Source organism: Nonomuraea sp. NPDC049378 (assembly GCF_055586745.1).
On the sequence record NZ_JBVJHP010000007.1, the window covers coordinates 378,184 to 394,474 of the forward strand.

At 71.3% G+C, this 16,291-nt stretch carries 16 protein-coding genes; 8 read left to right on the top strand and 8 right to left on the bottom strand.

Annotation, left to right across the window (positions count from 1 at the left end; genetic code table 11):
- Nucleotides 1-242: 242 nt before the first annotated feature.
- Entirely contained in the window at nt 243-497 is a 255-nt protein-coding gene (locus tag ACZ6SA_RS18070) for a WhiB family transcriptional regulator (RefSeq protein ID WP_347624499.1), read from the top strand.
- 76 nt (nt 498-573) lie between these two features.
- Here the strand turns inward: ACZ6SA_RS18070 and ACZ6SA_RS18075 are convergent, their stop codons facing one another.
- Complete coding sequence (locus tag ACZ6SA_RS18075; protein ID WP_347650486.1) at nt 574-2,043, bottom strand: histidine kinase N-terminal domain-containing protein; 1,470 nt, start codon at nt 2,041-2,043, stop codon at nt 574-576.
- Nucleotides 2,044-2,551: 508 nt separating this feature from the next.
- On the opposite strand from ACZ6SA_RS18075, the gene ACZ6SA_RS18080 reads away from it, so the two are divergent.
- The 6 genes from ACZ6SA_RS18080 to ACZ6SA_RS18105 all read left to right on the top strand — a co-directional run bounded on the left by ACZ6SA_RS18080 (nt 2,552) and on the right by ACZ6SA_RS18105 (nt 8,506).
- Nucleotides 2,552-3,271: a GntR family transcriptional regulator gene (locus tag ACZ6SA_RS18080; RefSeq protein WP_347624501.1), complete on the top strand. Its 720-nt coding sequence runs from the start codon at nt 2,552-2,554 to the stop codon at nt 3,269-3,271.
- Nucleotides 3,272-3,421: 150 nt separating this feature from the next.
- Nucleotides 3,422-4,135, top strand: a complete 714-nt coding sequence (gene bioD, locus ACZ6SA_RS18085; protein WP_347650485.1) for a dethiobiotin synthase — start codon at nt 3,422-3,424, stop codon at nt 4,133-4,135.
- An 80-nt stretch (nt 4,136-4,215) separates the two neighbouring features.
- Nucleotides 4,216-5,376, top strand: coding sequence for a sensor histidine kinase (locus tag ACZ6SA_RS18090; RefSeq protein WP_347650484.1), 1,161 nt, complete (start codon nt 4,216-4,218; stop codon nt 5,374-5,376).
- Nucleotides 5,367-6,023 (top strand): response regulator transcription factor, encoded by a 657-nt coding sequence (locus ACZ6SA_RS18095; protein ID WP_347624504.1) that lies wholly within the window; start codon nt 5,367-5,369, stop codon nt 6,021-6,023. Before ACZ6SA_RS18090 ends, ACZ6SA_RS18095 begins: the two co-directional genes overlap by 10 nt.
- On the top strand, nt 6,020-6,796 hold the full coding sequence (locus tag ACZ6SA_RS18100) for a DUF4097 family beta strand repeat-containing protein (RefSeq protein WP_465829055.1): 777 nt from the start codon (nt 6,020-6,022) through the stop codon (nt 6,794-6,796). The genes ACZ6SA_RS18095 and ACZ6SA_RS18100 overlap by 4 nt, the downstream gene beginning before the upstream one ends.
- Before the next feature lie 63 nt (nt 6,797-6,859).
- A complete protein-coding gene (locus ACZ6SA_RS18105; RefSeq protein WP_465829057.1) occupies nt 6,860-8,506 on the top strand; it encodes an acetolactate synthase in 1,647 nt (548 codons plus the stop codon).
- A 2-nt stretch (nt 8,507-8,508) separates the two neighbouring features.
- Here the strand turns inward: ACZ6SA_RS18105 and ACZ6SA_RS18110 are convergent, their stop codons facing one another.
- The gene (locus tag ACZ6SA_RS18110) at nt 8,509-10,038 is read right to left on the bottom strand and encodes a serine/threonine protein kinase (RefSeq protein WP_465829059.1); all 1,530 of its coding nucleotides are present in this window, start codon (nt 10,036-10,038) and stop codon (nt 8,509-8,511) included.
- A 274-nt stretch (nt 10,039-10,312) separates the two neighbouring features.
- On the opposite strand from ACZ6SA_RS18110, the gene ACZ6SA_RS18115 reads away from it, so the two are divergent.
- Nucleotides 10,313-10,702: a thioesterase family protein gene (locus tag ACZ6SA_RS18115; RefSeq protein ID WP_347624508.1), complete on the top strand. Its 390-nt coding sequence runs from the start codon at nt 10,313-10,315 to the stop codon at nt 10,700-10,702.
- Nucleotides 10,703-10,708: 6 nt separating this feature from the next.
- Here ACZ6SA_RS18115 and ACZ6SA_RS18120 read toward each other — a convergent pair whose 3' ends face one another.
- The 6 genes from ACZ6SA_RS18120 to ACZ6SA_RS18145 all read right to left on the bottom strand — a co-directional run bounded on the left by ACZ6SA_RS18120 (nt 10,709) and on the right by ACZ6SA_RS18145 (nt 16,286).
- Complete coding sequence (locus tag ACZ6SA_RS18120; protein WP_132336371.1) at nt 10,709-10,924, bottom strand: biotin/lipoyl-binding carrier protein; 216 nt, start codon at nt 10,922-10,924, stop codon at nt 10,709-10,711.
- 40 nt (nt 10,925-10,964) lie between these two features.
- Nucleotides 10,965-12,329, bottom strand: coding sequence for an acetyl-CoA carboxylase biotin carboxylase subunit (locus ACZ6SA_RS18125; RefSeq protein WP_347650480.1), 1,365 nt, complete (start codon nt 12,327-12,329; stop codon nt 10,965-10,967).
- Between the two features lie 132 nt (nt 12,330-12,461).
- A complete protein-coding gene (locus ACZ6SA_RS18130; protein WP_465829062.1) occupies nt 12,462-13,757 on the bottom strand; it encodes an HD-GYP domain-containing protein in 1,296 nt (431 codons plus the stop codon).
- Nucleotides 13,754-15,109, bottom strand: a complete 1,356-nt coding sequence (locus ACZ6SA_RS18135; protein ID WP_465829064.1) for an HD-GYP domain-containing protein — start codon at nt 15,107-15,109, stop codon at nt 13,754-13,756. Before ACZ6SA_RS18135 ends, ACZ6SA_RS18130 begins: the two co-directional genes overlap by 4 nt.
- Before the next feature lie 18 nt (nt 15,110-15,127).
- Complete coding sequence (locus ACZ6SA_RS18140; protein WP_347650477.1) at nt 15,128-15,250, bottom strand: hypothetical protein; 123 nt, start codon at nt 15,248-15,250, stop codon at nt 15,128-15,130.
- A 94-nt stretch (nt 15,251-15,344) separates the two neighbouring features.
- Complete coding sequence (locus ACZ6SA_RS18145) at nt 15,345-16,286, bottom strand: NAD-dependent epimerase/dehydratase family protein (RefSeq protein ID WP_347650476.1); 942 nt, start codon at nt 16,284-16,286, stop codon at nt 15,345-15,347.
- Nucleotides 16,287-16,291: the final 5 nt, after the last annotated feature.

Below are 16,291 nucleotides of genomic sequence, written 5' to 3' on the forward strand. Positions count from 1 at the left end.
CATCCATAACAGCCAAAACTTCGCGTCAACCCTCTTGCGTGCACTGAAAGTGACTGAAAGGCTCAACACTGACGTCGGAACGTAGGACCTTTCGCAACCCAGAGGTCCTCCGGGCGTCAAGCGGGCGGCCCCCGGTCCTCAACAGGATCCCGGGTGATCGTTCGCGCGAGTTAGTGAAACTCTTCACAAAGTAGTAGCCGCACGGAGCCGACCTAGAGGCTCCATCTACTAAGGAGTGACGCATGGACTGGCGCCACCGAGCTGCCTGCCGTGACGTGGACCCCGAGCTCTTCTTCCCGATCGGCAACACCGGCCCCGCCCTCCTGCAGATCGAGGAGGCCAAGCAGGTCTGCCGGTCCTGCCCCGCCGTCGAGGCCTGCCTGAAGTGGGCGCTGGAGTCCGGACAGGACGCCGGCGTCTGGGGCGGACTGAGCGAGGACGAGCGCCGCGCCCTCAAGCGCCGCTCCGCCCGCGCCCGCGCCCGGCTCTCCGCCTGACCCGATCACACCCCCCTGCTCCGGTGCGTCCGCACAGGATGTGCCCGCTGGCAGCTCGGACGCGGATTCGCCCGGGTCAGCTCGGCGGGAGCGGGATCGACATCACCACCTCCGTGCCGCCTTCCAGCCGTGGCTGGATCGACAGCCGGCCCGACAGCTCCCCCACCACGAGCGTGCGTACGATCTGCAGCCCCAGGCTGGTGGAGCTGTCGAGGTCGAAACCGCTGGGCAGCCCGCCCCCGTCGTCCCAGACCGTGAGATTGAGCCGGTCGTGCTCCGGCTCCACCACCACCTCCAGCCGCTTGGGCCTCCCGTGTTGCAACGCGTTCTGCAACAGCTCGGTCAGCGCCATGGCCAGCGGCGTGGCGATGAGCGACGGCAGCACGCCGAAACCTCCGACGCGCCGCGGTGTCACGGCCGCCTCCGCCGCCGACACCTCACCCGCCATCGCGATCACCCGGTCGGCGATCTCGTCGAAGTCGACGAACTCCTCCGGCGCATGAGAAAGCGTCTCGTGCACGATCGCGATCGACCCGACCCTGCGTACCGCCTCCTCGAGCGCCTCCCTGCCCTCCGGCACCTGCAGCCGCCTGGCCTGCAGCCGGAGCAGGGCGGCGACGGTCTGCAGGTTGTTCTTCACCCGGTGGTGGATCTCGCGGATCGTGGCGTCCTTGGTCATCAGCTCGCGCTCGCGCCGGCGCAGCTCCGTGACGTCCCTGATGAGCACCAGCGCGCCGATGCGGCCGCCGCCCACGATCAGCGGGATGGCCCTGAGCTGCACGATCGTGCCGCCGGACTCGACCTCGGTGCCCTTCGCCGCCCGCCCGCTGGCCACGATCATGAGGTCTTCGTTGATGGGCTCGTCGGAGTAGCACAACTGCGCGGTGACCCGCCCCAGCTCCGCCCCCACCAGATCGGCGTGCAGGCCCAGCCGCCGGTAGGCGGACAGGGCGTTGGGCGAGGCGTACGTGACGCGCCCCGCCCGGTCGAGCCGGAGCAGGCCGTCGCCCACGCGCGGCGAGCGGACCAGGATCGGCTCGTCGCCGGAGAACGGGAACCGGCCCTCCGCCACCATCTGCGCCAGGTCGGAGGCGCTCTGGAGGTAGGTCAGCTCCAGCCGGGAGGGCGTGCGGGCGGAGGAGAGGTTGGTGGAGCGCTGGATCACCGCGAGGAAGCGGGCCTCGCCGCCCTCGACGGCGCGCCGCACGGGGATCGTCTCCTCCCTGACGGGCACGCCGGTGGACCAGTCGGGATCTCCCTCGCGGCAGATGCGGCGTTCGTTCCAGGCGGTGTCGATGAGGTAGCGCTCGCCCTTGGCCGCCACGGTGCCGACGATGTCGTCGTGGTAGACGGTCGGGCCGGTCGTCGGCCGCATCTGGGCGATCGCGATCCAGCCGTTCTCCCCCAGCAGCGGCGCCCACAGGACGAGGTCGGCGAAGGACAGGTCGGCCAGCAACTGCCAGTCGGAGACCAGCGAGTGCAGCCAGTCGAGATCCGCCTCGTCCAGCGCTGTGTGGCGGGCTACGAGGTCGCTCAGTGTCGGCACGAGTGCATCATGCGTGCTTTCCCCCGCAACAGCCAAACCGGCCGTCGGGCGGCGGGCCCGCTGAGGTGGGCATTTGACCGCATAGCCGGTACTCGGGCACAACCCCGTACGAGTGCGGGCGTACCGCGCCATCCTCGTACAGTGCTGACACCGTGCCCCCTGGTGACCGTTTCGTGAAATCTCACATGGTGAGAAGCATCACACCGCCGCCACCGCTCAGCTGCAGGAAAAGGGCTGCGCGCCACCAGCCGGAGGTGATCCGCACGGGCGGGTGGTTCCTCCGCGACACGGCTGGTGGACCGGCCTCGGTTGCGATCGCGCACATCGCTGTGGATATCCTTCACCATCAACCTGAGCAGCCCGGATCCGTGCGTGCCAGCTGTCGTACGCGCTCGGCGCCGGTCGGCGGCTCCGGCCCGCGGTTGACCGCTCGGGCCGAAGTGAGTTCCGATGATCTCGCGGTGACCAGACACGCCCTCACCGCCGTGGCAGAAGTGAAGGTGAGAGCGTGACTGACGACAGCCCCCGCGTTCCGAAGTACTACGACGTGAAACGGAGCCTGCTCGAGCTCACCAAGAGCCTCTCGCCGGGCACGGCGCTGCCGCCCGAGCGCACGCTCGCCGTACGCTTCGAGACCTCCCGCACCACGGTCCGGCAGGCGCTGACCGAGCTGGTGGTGGAGGGCAGGCTGCTGCGCATCCAGGGCAAGGGCACGTTCGTGGCCCAGCCGAAGGTGGCCCAGGTGCTCCAGCTCACCTCCTACATCGGCGACCTGCGCACGGCCGGTCTGGAGCCGGACACCAAGATCCTGGAGATCGGCTACATCACCGCCGACGAGGCCCTGGCCCGGCGCCTGGCCATCAACCCCGGCGGGCGCGTGCTGCGCATCCACCGCCTCAGGCTGGCCAACGGCGAGCCGGTCTCCATCGACACGACCCACCTGTCCGCCCGCCGCTTCCCCCGGCTGCGGCGCGAGCTGGAGGTGCACGCGTCGCTGTACGAGACCCTGCACAACGCCTACAACGTGCGGCTCACCGACGCCGAGGAGATCATCGAGACGGTGCTGGCCACCCCCTACGACGCCAAGGCCCTGGGCGTCGACGTCGGCCTGCCGATGCTGCTGCTCACGCGCCACGCCTTCGACGCCGACGGCAACCCCGTCGAGTGGGCCCAGTCGCTCTATCGCGGCGACCGGTACAAGTTCGTCACGCGCCTGCGCCGTCCGTGAAGAACCTCATGCGTTACGGCAGGCCACCCTGCCCGGACCCGCCGACGCCGGCTCGCCTCCGTCGAGCGCCGGTCGTGAAGGCTCACGGGGCACTCGCCGTGACGAGCGCGCCGCGGGCCGTGTTCTTCGCTGACTCCTAGGCTGACGTCCATGAGCATTCTCGTCGTCACCGGCACCGGCGCCGGGGTGGGCAAGACCGTGGTGACGGCGGCCGTGGCCGTGTTGTCGCTGGCGCGCGGGGCGGCGACCGCCGTGGTCAAGCCCGCCCAGACCGGCGTGGCCCCCGGTGAGCCGGGCGACGTCGACCACGTGATCCGGCTGTCCGGGGTGGCCACCACCTTCGAGCTGCGCCGGTTCACCGACCCGCTCTCCCCCGCCGCCGCGGCGAGGGCGGCGGGCATGCCGCCCGTGTCGCTGGCCGGGGCCGCCACGCTGGTGCGGGAGCTGGGTGAGAGCAACCGGCTGGTGGTCGTGGAGGGCACCGGAGGGCTGCTGGAGCGCTTCGACGAGGACGGCGCCACCGTCGCCGACCTCGCGCGCTCCCTCAACGCGCAGGTGCTCGTCGTGGCCGGGGCCGGGGGCGCCGCGGTCAACCACACCGCGCTCACCCTGGAGGCGCTGGCCCACCGCGGGCTCGACCTGGCCGGCCTGGTCATCGGCCGGTGGCCGCGGCGGCCGGGGACCGCCGCGCGCAGCGGCGTGGCCGACCTCGAGATGCTGGCCGCGCGGCCGCTGGCCGGGGCGCTGCCCGACGGCGCGGGCGACCTGGACAGGCAGGCGTTCGCCGAGGTGGCGCGCAAAGGGCTGGGCGCCACGCTGGGCGGCACGTTCGACCCCGCGGCCTTCCGGCGGCGGGTCCTCTGACAAGGGTGGGGCTAGCCCCACCACGCACCAGCACACCAGGCCCATTTCGCGGCTTCCCCGCCGGTCAATACCGTTGGGGCATGACAGTCCCCCGTCCGTGGTCGGCACGGGCCTGGCTCGACACGGCTCACGTCATGACCGGCCTGCCGGTCGCCGTGCTGCTCGGCGGGCTGACCGTCCTGCTGGCCGTGGTCCCTCGCCTGCTGTGGCAGGCCCTGCCGTGGTTCACCCGGGTGCAGTGCTCCCGGTTCGCGGCGTTCCAGGGGGTGCGCATCCCGCCCACACCGCCCCTGGCGGGATGGCGGAGCCCCACAGCGTGGCGGCAGATCGCCTACCACCTGCTGTCGCCGTTCGTGGGCGCCGCCGCGGCGTTCCTGGTGGCCGTGGTGTGGGGCGGATCGTTCGTGGGGCTGCTGTCGTTCCTGCCGCCGCGGCTGGTGCCCGCGCCCATGGTGTTCGAGTTCAACCTGCGCGACGGGCGCGTGCTGGGGATCTTCATGGGGGTGGGGCTCGCGCTGCTCGTCCTCGCTCCCTTCCTGGCACGCGGCATGGCGGCGCTCGACCTGGTGGTGGCGCGTACGCTTCTCGGGCCCAGCCGCTCGGAGCTGGGGCAGCGGATCGAGACGCTGACCGAGAGCCGGGCCGGCGTCATCGACGCGGCCGACGCCGAACGCCGCAGGATCGAGCGTGACCTGCACGACGGCGCGCAGCAGCGGCTCGTCTCGCTCGCCATGAACCTCGGCCTGGCCAGGGCCACCCTGACCGACCTGCCCGAGCCGGCCCGCCAGGCGATCGAGCAGGCTCACGAGGAGGCCAAGCAGGCGCTCAAGGAGCTGCGCGACTTCGTCAGGGGCCTGCACCCTGCCGTGCTCAACGACCAGGGCCTGGACGCGGCGCTGTCCGGAGTCGCCGCCCGAGCGCCCGTGCCGGTCAAACTCCGGGTCGACATCGAGCGGCGTACGAGTCCGACCATCGAGGCGGTGGCATTCTTCATCGTGTCCGAAGCACTGACCAACATCGCCAAACACGCCTCGGCCACCAAGGCCGAGGTGAACGTGCGGCGTGAGCGCGACCGCCTGCACGTGGAGGTCTACGATGACGGTTGCGGCGGCGCCACGCTGGACGGAGGCACCGGGCTGCGCGGCCTGGCCCAGCGGATCGACGCGGTCGACGGCTCGCTCCGGTTGTCCAGCCCGCTGGGCGGCCCGACGACGATCGAGGTGGAACTGCCGTGCGAGTAGTGCTGGCCGAAGACTCCGTGCTGCTGCGGGAGGGCCTGATCCGGCTCCTCGACGCCTCCGGCATGGACGTGGTGGCGGCCGTGGACGAGGCCGAGGGGCTGCTGCGGGCGGCCGAGGAACACCGGCCCGAGCTGGTCATCACCGACGTCAGGATGCCGCCCACGCACACCGACGAGGGGCTGCGGGCCGCACTCCTGCTGCGCCGCCAGCAGCCGGGCCTCGCGGTCCTCGTGCTCTCCCAGTACGTCGAGGAGCGCTACGCCGCCCAGCTGCTGGCCTCGGCCGCGACCGGCGGCGTCGGCTACCTCCTCAAGGACCGGGTGGCCGACGTGGCCGAGTTCATCGACGCGCTGCGCAGGGTGGCCTCCGGCGGCACCGCCCTCGACCCCGAGGTGGTCGCCCAGCTGCTGCTACGTGGCAACAGCGACCCGCTGGAGCGCCTGACGCCGCGCGAGCACGAGGTGCTGCAGTTGATGGCGGAAGGCCGGTCGAACGCGGGCATCGGCCAGGCGCTGGTGCTCAGTGAAGGGGCGGTCGGCAAGCACATCGGCAACATCTTCACCAAGCTCGACCTGTCACCCGCCGAGGGCGACCACCGGCGAGTGCTCGCCGTGCTGCGCTTCCTCAGGATCAGGAGCCTGCCATGAGAGCGGCCTGGCTGATCGTGGGCGCGCTGACGACCACGGTGGCGCTGCTGGTGTCCACGGCGGGGCTCTGGCACGTGTTCGCCAAGGCCAGGATGCCCGAGGACGTCAAGCTACGGTCCATCCCGTTCACGGAGAGCAGGATCCAGATCAACGCCGCCAGGGGCGACGTGCACGTGTCCATCCTGCCGGGCGACGCCGGCGAGGTGTTCATCCACAGGTCCCTGCGGTGGACGCGTGACCGGCCCGCCGTCACGGAGGACTGGGACGCGCGTACGAGCACCCTGCGGCTCGAGGCGGCCTGCCCCGGCGCCGACCAGCCGGACGGGCCCCTCTGCATGGCCGACTACGTGCTCTTCGTGCCGCCGGAGACCGACATCGAGGCCGGCACGACCGGTGGCCGGCTCAGCGTCGGCGACGTGTACGGCGACGTGCGCCTGACCTCCGTCACCGGCGACGTGCGCGTCGACGACGTCGCCGGCTCCCTCTGGGCCAGGGTCGGCACCGGCAGCGTGCACGCCGACGCGCTCAACTCCGAGGAGACCGATGTGGAGGTCGGGGCGGGAAACGTGAGCCTGTCGTTCGTCAACCCTCCGGCGACCGTGAAGGCCGTCGTCAGGACGTCCGGCAACGTGCAGGTGCACGTGCGCGAGGGCTCGTACGACGTCTCCGTGGTCGCCCGCAACAGCACCCTGAACATCGGCAAGGACCCCAGCTCGCCGCGGAAGATCAGCGCGAGGGCGCCGGACGGCAACGTCACCCTGTGCTGCCGCTGAAGATCACCGGTGTCCGGGCCTTAAGGTCTGTTTACTCTTGTGACTGGTTGGTAAGTTCCCGGCATGGAGTCTGCGAAGCACGCCGGTGACGCCGCCGTCGCCGTGTCCAAGGCCTATGGCGTCGAGACCATGTTCACCCTGTCGGGAGGGCACGTCTTTCCGCTCTACGACGGCGCCGTGCACGAGGAGATGCGCATCCTCGACGTACGCCACGAGCAGAGCGCGGTCTTCGCCGCGGAAGCGACGGCCCGGCTGACCAGGAAGCCCGGGCTGGCCGTGCTGACCGCCGGCCCCGGCATCACCAACGGCGTCAGCGGCGTCGCGACCGCCCACTTCAACGGCTCCCCCGTGGTCGTCATGGGCGGCCGGGCGCCCCAGTCGCGCTGGGGCAGCGGCGCGCTGCAGGAGATGGACCACCCGCCGCTGCTCGACCCGATCACCAAGCTGTCGTTCACGGCGAGCGGCGCCGAGTCGGTCGGCCACGAGGTCGAGATGGCCTTCCGCACGGCGGTCGCCTCCCATCGCGGCCCGGTGTTCCTCGACTTCTACATGGACCACCTGTTCTCTCCGTCGCCGGTGCACGACGTGCAGACGCAGACGCCGTCGCCGCTGGAGCCCGACCCCGGCGACCTGGCCGGCATCGCACGGCTGCTGGCCGAGGCCGAGCGGCCCGTGCTGGTGTACGGGTCCGACGTGTGGATGGAGCGCGCCGAGGAGGCCGCCCGCGACTTCGCCGAGACGTGGCGGCTGCCGGTCATCCCCAACGGCCAGGGCCGCGGCATCCTGCCGTCCGGGCACGAGCTGCTCGTCACCCGGGCGCGCGGGCTCGCCTTCTCCCAGGCCGACCTGGTGATCGTGGTCGGCACCCCGCTCGACTTCCGCCTCGGCTACGGGTGGTTCGGCGGCAAGGACGGCGCGCCGCTGGCCCGCGTGGTCCACATCGCCGACGCGCCGTCGCAACTGGCCACGCACATGCAGCCGGCCGCGTCCGCCGCGGGCGACCTGTCGGTGGTGTTCTGGGGCCTCGGCGCCGCCTGTGGCGACGCGGGCGTCAAACCCGACGCCTACGCCCCCTGGGTGACGAGGTTGTCCGACACGGCCGCCGCGGCCATCGCCGGCGACGCCGAGTTGCTGGCCTCCGACTCCGACCCGATCCACCCCATGCGCATCTACGGCGAGCTGGGCAAGATCCTCGCCGACGACGCCGTGGTCATCGGCGACGGCGGCGACTTCGTCTCCTACGCGGGCAAATACGTCGAGCCCCGGCAGCCGGGCAACTGGCTCGACCCGGGCCCGTACGGCTGTCTCGGCACCGGCCTCGGCTACTCCATCGCCGCCCGCCTGGCCAGGCCGTCCTCACAGGTGGTGCTGCTGCTCGGCGACGGCGCCGCCGGGTTCTCCCTGATGGACGTCGACACCCTCGTACGCCACCGGCTGCCGGTCGTCATGGTCTGCGGCAACAACGGCATCTGGGGGCTGGAGAAGCACCCCATGCAGATGTTGTACGGCTACGACGTGGCGGCCGAGCTGCAACCCCAGTGCCGCTACGACCAGGTCGTGACCGCACTCGGCGGCGGCGGCGAGCTCGTCACCAAGCCGTCCGAGATCGGCCCCGCGCTGCGCAGGGCGTTCGACTCGGGCATCCCCTACATGGTGAACATCGCCACCGACCCGCAGATCGCCTACCCGCGCAACACGACGGGGGTGTGACGCTACTGCTTCGGGCTGGCCGACGGGGTGGGGTTCGGGCTGCCGGTCGTGCAGGGGCTGTCGACGACGACCAGCGTGATCTTCGCCCCTTCGTCCGCCTGGGTGCCGCCCTTGGGGTTCATGGCCTTGACGGTGCCGCAGCGCAGGCCGGCGGTGGTGGTGGTCTGGTCGTCGAGGTCCACCTCGAAGCCCATCGCCAGGAGGATGTCCTGCGCCTCGAGGAACCTCATCCCGACCACTTTGGGCACGCGCTTCTTGCCGGCGGTGGGCGTGGGAGAGCCCGACGGCGTGGTGGTGGGCGTCGTGGTGGGCGTCGGCGTGCGGGTGGGGGTCCTGGTCGGCTTGGGCTCCGGGGTCGTCGGGTCGGGCCTGGGCGGCCTGGTGGTCGGCTTGGGCTCCGGGGTCGTCGGGTCGGGCCTCGGCGGCCTGGTGGTCTTCGTCTCGCGAGGGGGCTGGATGGACGACGTGTCGCCCCGCGGAACAGCGGTCTCGGTGATCTGCGGCTCGCCGGGGGTCATGCCCGTCAGAGCGACCGCGCCGGCCCCCGCGCCGAGCACCACCGCGACCGCGATGCCCGTGATCAGGCCGGTCCTGCGCGGCGCCTTCGCCGCCCGCCGGCTGCCGCCACGGCGCTCGGACACGTTCGTGTCCTGGGATGCCTGCTGGTGCGCACCGGTCTGGTACGCCTCCATCGGCGGAGCGGCCGTGCCCGTCCCGGTGGGGGGCGCGTGAACCGGCTCCGGCACGGGCGAGGGCTGCCCGCTGGCGGCCGCGTGGGCCGCCTCGCTCATGGCTTTGGCCGACGGGTAGCGCCTGGCCGGGTCCTTCGACAGCGCGACCTCGACCAGCGTGCGCACCGCCTGGGGGATCTCGGCGGGGAGCGGCGGCGGAGCCTCGCGGATGTGCTTGAGCGCGATCGTGACCGCGCTGTCACCGTCGAACGGACGCTGCCCCATCAGGCACTCGTACGCGACCACGCCGAGCGCGTAGATGTCGACCGCGGGCGTGACGGGCGCACCCTCGGCCTGCTCGGGGGCGCAGTAGGCGGCCGTGCCCAGCACCATGCCGGCGTCGGTGAGCCGGTTGGCCAGATCGGACCTGGCGATGCCGAAGTCGGTCAGCACGAGCGTGCCGTCGCGCTGCACGAGCAGGTTGCCCGGCTTGACGTCGCGGTGCACGATGCCCTGGTCGTGCACGGCCTGCAACGCCGAGGCGGCCTGGGCGATCAGGTCCATGGCCTGCTGCGGCGCGATCCGGCCCAGCCTGGACAGTAAGCGGTCGAGCGGCTCGCCGTCGACGAACTTCATGACCAGGTAGACGGTGTCGCCGCTGACGCCGTAGTCGTAGACGTCGACCACGCCGCTGTGGTTGATCGTGGCCATCGCCCGCGCCTCCCCCTGGAAGCGAGCGACGAACCCCGGGTCCTCCATACGGCCTGGCAGCAGCACTTTGACGGCGACGGTGCGGGCCAGGACGATATCCTCGCCCCGCCACACCTCGCCCATGCCGCCGGCGCCGATGCGGGTATCCAATCGATACCGCCCCGCGAGCGTCGTCCCTTGTGCCACCATGACGCCCCCGTTACCCCCCTACTTCAGTAACCTCTCCCACCCCGCGAGTCTCCAACAAAGCGAACTTTCATCGCGGTAAGGTAACACAGTGGTCACGGAAGTCAGAGAGTGTACGACTCACCTGTCCCACATGCCACTCAAATGCCTCAAGCCGTACAAACTCTATCCTGCGGCCTCACGACGAGCCTTGTCCGCGTTTCGCGGAACTCAACGGCCGGATCGCTAGGCTGATCCCATGACGCTCGCACCTGGCCTTCGCGCCCAGTCGCTCATCGTGGTCGAGATGGACGACACCGCCAAGAGCGTGGGCAGCGGAGACGTGCCCGTGCTGGCCACGCCCCGGCTGCTCGCGCTGGCCGAGGCGGCGACCGTGCGCGCCGTCGAGCGGCACCTCGCGCCGGGCCAGACGTCCGTCGGCACCCGGGTCGAGCTGGAACACGTGGCCGCCAGCCCGCTCGGCACGCGCGTGCAACTCGGCGTCGAGCTGACGCGGGTCGACGGCCGTCGCCTGACCTTCGCCTTCGAGGCCCACGACGAGCACTCCGTCGTGGGCAAGGGCACGATCGAGCGCGTCCTTGTCGACCGCGCCAGATTCCTGGCCGCGAGCGAACGGCGCACGACGTGAGGGCCGCTAGTCGTCGATGACGGCGATCAGGTCGCCTTCCTGGATCACGTCGCCCTCGGCCACCTTGAGCTGGGCCACCGTGCCGTCGTCCTCGGCGAGCACCGGGATCTCCATCTTCATCGACTCGAGAATGACGAGCGTGTCACCTTCGGAGACGGTGTCGCCCTCGCGGACGACGACCTTCCACACGTTGGCCACCATCTCGGCGCGTACCTCAGCCACCGCGACTCCCCTCTTTCCATGATCCGATAATGTTCACGACCTAGGCGCGCATGCGCGCGACCAGACCGGTGTCGTAGTCGCCGGCGACGAACTCCGCGTTCTCCAGCAGCTCCGCACAGAATGGCAGATTGTTCTTCGGTCCCTCTACGGTGAACGCCGCCACCGCCTTGCGGCCCTTCTCCAGCGCGTCGGCGCGGCTCTCGCCGCGGACGCAGAGCTTGGCCATCAGCGGGTCGTAGAACGGGGTGACCGTGTTGCCCATCTCATAGCCGGAGTCGACCCGCACGCCGTCGGCGACCGGCTCCTCCCACGCCGAGATCGTGCCAGGACCGGGGAAGAACCGCTTCGGGTCCTCCGCGTAGACGCGGAACTCTATCGCGTGCCCGGTCGGCTCGGCCGGCACCTCGGGGCTCTCGCCCGCCGCGACACGCAGCTGCAGCTCGACCAGGTCGACACCGGTGACCAGCTCGGTGACCGGGTGCTCCACCTGCAGCCTGGTGTTCATCTCCAGGAACACGAAATCCTGCCGGTCGGCGTCGACCAGGCACTCGACGGTGCCCGCACCGGCATAGCCGACGGCCTCGCCGGCCCGCACGGCGGCGGCGAGCATGCGCTCGCGCAACTCCGGCGTGATGCCGGGGGACGGCGACTCCTCGACGACCTTCTGGTGGCGGCGCTGCACCGAGCAGTCGCGCTCGCCCAGCGCCACGACCCGGCCGTCGGGCAGGCCGAAGATCTGCACCTCGACGTGGCGGGCCCGCTCGATATAGCGCTCGAGCAGGACGGCGGGCCCGTCGAGCGCGTCGCCCGCGCTCCCGGCGAACCTCGCCGCAGCCCTGGCCGCCTGGTCGTACGCCTTGCTCAGGCCCTCGTCGTCGTAGGCCACGCTCATGCCGATGCCACCGCCACCGGCCGCGGTCTTGACCATGACCGGATAGCCGATGGACTCCGCGGCCCGCAGCGCCAGCGACAGGTCGGTGACCGGCTCGCGGGTGCCCGCGGCGACGGGAACGCCCGCGGCCTCCATGAGGTTCCTGGCGTTGATCTTGTCGCCCATCCGGTCGATGGCCTCGGGCGCGGGCCCGATCCACACCATCCCCGCCTCGATCACGGCCCTGGCGAACGCGGCGTTCTCGGCGAGGAACCCGTAGCCCGGGTGCACGGACCGCGCGCCCGTCGCCCGCGCCGCCTCCAGCACCTTGCCGGCGTCGAGGTAGCTCTGCGCGGGGTTGGCCGGGCCGATCAGCACCGCCTCGTCGGCCTCGCGGACGAACGGCAGGTCGGCGTCGGCCTCGGAGTGCACGGCGACGGCACGCAGGCCCATCCGTCTGACCGTGCGGATGATCCGCCGCGCGATCTCACCTCGGTTGGCGACCAGAACGGGTCCGAGCGTCTCAGTAAGCACGCCGACCACCTTATGGCCGTCACAGGCTTGACCCCTTTCCCCCGAAACCACCGAAGCGGCCAGCACGATCTGTAGGAACCCCACAATCAGGAGCGCTCCACGGGCCGGTGGCTGCGTGCGGGCGACAACAGCTTAGACGCGGCCGCGGTCGATCACACGCCCTAGCGCCTCGATCGCGTGGGGGTCGTAGGAGGCGCCAGGGGACTGCCGGACGCGCTCCAGCGCCGCCCCGGCGCGGTCGCGGTCGGTGGAGGGCCCCACCAGGTCGTCGTAGGCGTTGGCGACCTTGATGATGCGGCTCGACAGCGGCGGGTCCTCGGTGATCGGGTCGCACTGCCGTCTGACCACCTCCGCCACGCGGTCGAGCACGCCCGTCTGCCGGATCACCTCGGCGCCCAGCTCGGCGATGCGGCGGGCCTGCTCGGGCTCGGTGAGCACGGTGGCGCCGCCGGGGATGGGATCGCTCAGCGACAGCTGGCCGATGTCGTGCATCAGCGCCGCGTATTCCAGCTCCAGCAGCTCGGGCTCGGCCATGCCCAGCTCTCTGCCGATGGCCACGGCCAGCCGGCTCACCCGGCGCGAATGCCCGGGCTCGACGTAGCCGCCGACCTCCGTCACCCGGGACAGGGCACGCACGGTCTGCAGATAGGTGGCGCGGATGCCGGCGTATTTCCTGAAAGCGACCTGGGTGACCAGCAGCGGGGCGGCGAACACCAGCAGCGCCACCAGGTCCATGCTGTGTGTGGCCAGCGCCAGCAGCACGCCCGACGAGCCCACGGCGGCGCCCAGCGGGAACGCCATGTTGATCTCGTCGCGCACCGCCACCCGGAACGCGGTGCGCACCTGCTCCGCCCTGAGCAGGGCCGCGATCAGCACGTCGATCAGCAAGGTGATCGTGATGAGCGTGGCCATCGCCGCAAGCGCCGGCCACCACGTGCTGGTCGGCGGCTTGGTGAGCTCGTGGAGCGGGTCGGCCAGCGGCCGGAACGCGAACGCCGGCAACGCGCCGATGAGCAGCCGCCTGGCCATCGCGTCGAGCCGCGGCGGGCGGCCGACGGCCAGGTGCGGCAGCGCTCCCGCCGTCATGCCGACCGCGATCACGGCGACCACCTGCAGCGCGGGATGGCGCAGCGGGTTCTGGCTGAGGTCGAGCAGCAACGTGTAGCCGAGCGCCGCGGCGGCCCCGATGGGCGCGACCTCCCTGTTGCCCGGCATGGTGAGCCTGGCCAGCTCGCCGACCGCGATCAGCGCGCCGAACCCGACCGCGACCTCCGGGCGTTCGAGCCCGGCGGCGGCGGTGTAGCCGACCCCCGCCACCGCGACCAGCCCGGCCACGCAGATGAGCAGGAGCTGCCCCGAGTCGAGCCGGCGCAGCACCGTGCCCACGGACCGCTCGGCCCGCCGCCGGGGACGTGCTGTGGTGATCATTGACCGGTCACGACCTCGATGGGCATGGTCGGGTCGTCGTGGTCCTTGATCGGGGACTCGGCGGCCTCGGGGGGCGGCGGGTCGACGCGGCGCGGCGGCTGCCACGGCTCGCGGTCGAGCGCTCTGATGAAGGCCGCGACCATGACCGGGTCGAAATGGCTGCCGGCGCATTTGCGCAGCTCTTCCACGGCCACCGGCACCGGCCTGGCGCCGCGGTAGGAACGGTCGGAGGTCATCGAGTCGAACGCGTCGGCCACCGCGATGACCTTCGCGAACTCGGGGATCTCGTCACCGGCCAGCCCCATCGGGTAGCCGGTGCCGTCGTGGCGCTCGTGGTGGTGCATGATGCCGGCGTAGGCCTCGTCGAGGAACCCGATGCCGCGCACGATCTCCAGCCCGCGCATCGGATGCAGCTGGATCGCGGCGAACTCCTCCTCGGTGAGCGGCCCGTCCTTCTGCAGCACCTTGGTGGGCACGCCGAGTTTGCCCACGTCGTGGAGCATGCCGGCGTAGCGGATCGCCCGCACTCGCTCGACCCCCATGCCGATCTCCTGGGCGATCATCGAGGAGGCGTGCGAGACCCGCGTGCAGTGGCCGCGCGTGTAATAGTCCTTCGTCTCCACCGCCTGGCAGAGCGCGGCGATGGTGGCGTCGTAGGAGCGCTGCTGCGCGTGATACTGGCCGAACGCCCACCGCGCCACGAAGAGCGGCACCAGCACCAGCACCGCCGAGATCGACGCCACGGTGGCCCACAGCCCCGCCACCAGCAGCCCGAACGTGCCGTAGCCCAGATAGGACAGCAGGAACTGGACCATGCCGCGCATCGGCACCTCGGTGGCGCGCGACCCCGTGGCCAGCGCGATCACGGTGAGGGTGAGGACGATGTTGAGCGGCACGAAGACCGCCGTGGCCGCGACGTAGGGGCCGATCAGGTCGTCGAACGCGTTGACCTGAGGCACGCCGACCTGCCCGTCGAGCGCGACGTAGAGCCACCCGGCAGCGAAGCCGCAGATGGCGAACTGGGCACCGTTGAACAGACGTTTGATCAACGGCAGCCCCGGCCGCACGCTCACGATCGCGGTCAGCCCCACCAGCGCCGCCCCCTCGGGACCGAGCAGCACCACGGCGGCCAGCGAGGCCGAGAAGCTCACCGAGACGGCGAACTGCTCCACGTTGAGCAGCGTCGGCATCGACTCGCACACCAGGAACAGCAGCGCGAGCACGAGCAGGATGTCGAGGTCCTCCGGAGCCACGGGGGCGCCGGAGACCACGACGCCGCGAACGATGAGAGCGGCCGCCACCCCGATCACAGCGACCAGATAGGCCCTCGCGGGCCACGGCAGATCACGCATTGCGGCCCCCCACGGCGGTCAGGTCCAGGAAACCCCGGGTGGGATCGCTCCCTCGAACACGCCCCCGAACACCATGACCATCGGAGCGGCCAGCACGGCGGCCATGAACAGCCGGGCGACCATAGCCTTCAACATACGCATGCCTCCACGGTCGACTTGTGGAGTTTCACGCTACAGAAGAGGGCGTGGTCGCACCGCCCGAGTGTGAAATAGCAAGCAAAGCGTAATCAAGCCACTACGAGACGCGATGTGCGGCGGCCCACTCCACGGTCTTCTTCACGCCGGTCGACAGGTCGGTGCGCGGCTGCCAGCCGAGCCCGTCGTGGGCCGGCACCGGGTCGACCGCCATCGCCGGCAGGTCGCCCACGCGCGGCTGCGCGAACCCCGGCTTGTCCTGGGCGCCCGCCGCGTCGGCGATGAGCGAGTGCAGCCGGCGGTCGCTGGTCTGGATGCCGGTGCCGAGGTTGAACCTGCGGCCGTTGCCCTCCGCCCCGCACGCCCTGACGAAGCCGTCGACCACGTCGTCGACGTAGATGTAGTCGCGGGTCTGGGTGCCGTCGCCGTAGAGGACCGTGGGCGTGCCCGACAGCAGGGCGTCGGTGAAGATGGCGACCACGCCGGCCTCGCCCTCGGGCGACTGGCGCGGACCGTAGACGTTGGAGAGCACCAGCGTGGTGTATTCGAGACCGTAGAGGGCCCGGAACGTGGCGAGGTAGGTCTCGCCGCTCAGCTTGGACGCGGCGTAAGGGGAACGCGGGTCGGTCGGCGCGTCGCCGGGCACCGGGATCGCCGACGGCCTGCCGTAGACCGCCACCGACGAGGCGAACACCACCTTGCGGGTGCGGCCCTCGTGGGCCGCGGCCAGCACGGACGCCGTGCCCGCGACGTTGACGCCCGCGTCGTGCACCGGGTCGGCGACGCTCTTGCGAACGCTGATCTGCGCGGCGAGGTGGCAGATGACCTCGGGTTGCAGGTCGGCGACCAGGGCGATCAGCGCGGGATCGCGCACGTCGATCTGGTGCAGCCGGAAGCGGTCGCTCCCGCTCGCCTGCGCCAGGTTGTCCCGGCGCCCTGAGGACAGGTCGTCGACGACGTCGACCTCGTGCCCGTCGCCCAGCAGACGATCGACGAGATTCGAACCGATGAACCCGGCACCCCCGGTGACCAACGCGCGCATGCGGT

Bases quoted from the DNA above. Each gene is read 5' to 3' on its own strand.
- ACZ6SA_RS18070 (WP_347624499.1), top strand. From the start codon at position 243: ATGGACTGGCGCCACCGAGCTGCCTGCCGTGACGTGGACCCCGAGCTC.
- bioD (WP_347650485.1), top strand. From the start codon at position 3,422: ATGAGCATTCTCGTCGTCACCGGCACCGGCGCCGGGGTGGGCAAGACC.
- ACZ6SA_RS18090 (WP_347650484.1), top strand. From the start codon at position 4,216: ATGACAGTCCCCCGTCCGTGGTCGGCACGGGCCTGGCTCGACACGGCT.
- ACZ6SA_RS18100 (WP_465829055.1), top strand. From the start codon at position 6,020: ATGAGAGCGGCCTGGCTGATCGTGGGCGCGCTGACGACCACGGTGGCG.
- ACZ6SA_RS18105 (WP_465829057.1), top strand. From the start codon at position 6,860: ATGGAGTCTGCGAAGCACGCCGGTGACGCCGCCGTCGCCGTGTCCAAG.
- ACZ6SA_RS18115 (WP_347624508.1), top strand. From the start codon at position 10,313: ATGACGCTCGCACCTGGCCTTCGCGCCCAGTCGCTCATCGTGGTCGAG.
- ACZ6SA_RS18130 (WP_465829062.1), bottom strand. From the start codon at position 13,757: ATGATCACCACAGCACGTCCCCGGCGGCGGGCCGAGCGGTCCGTGGGC.
- ACZ6SA_RS18135 (WP_465829064.1), bottom strand. From the start codon at position 15,109: ATGCGTGATCTGCCGTGGCCCGCGAGGGCCTATCTGGTCGCTGTGATC.
- ACZ6SA_RS18140 (WP_347650477.1), bottom strand. From the start codon at position 15,250: ATGCGTATGTTGAAGGCTATGGTCGCCCGGCTGTTCATGGCCGCCGTG.
- ACZ6SA_RS18145 (WP_347650476.1), bottom strand. From the start codon at position 16,286: ATGCGCGCGTTGGTCACCGGGGGTGCCGGGTTCATCGGTTCGAATCTC.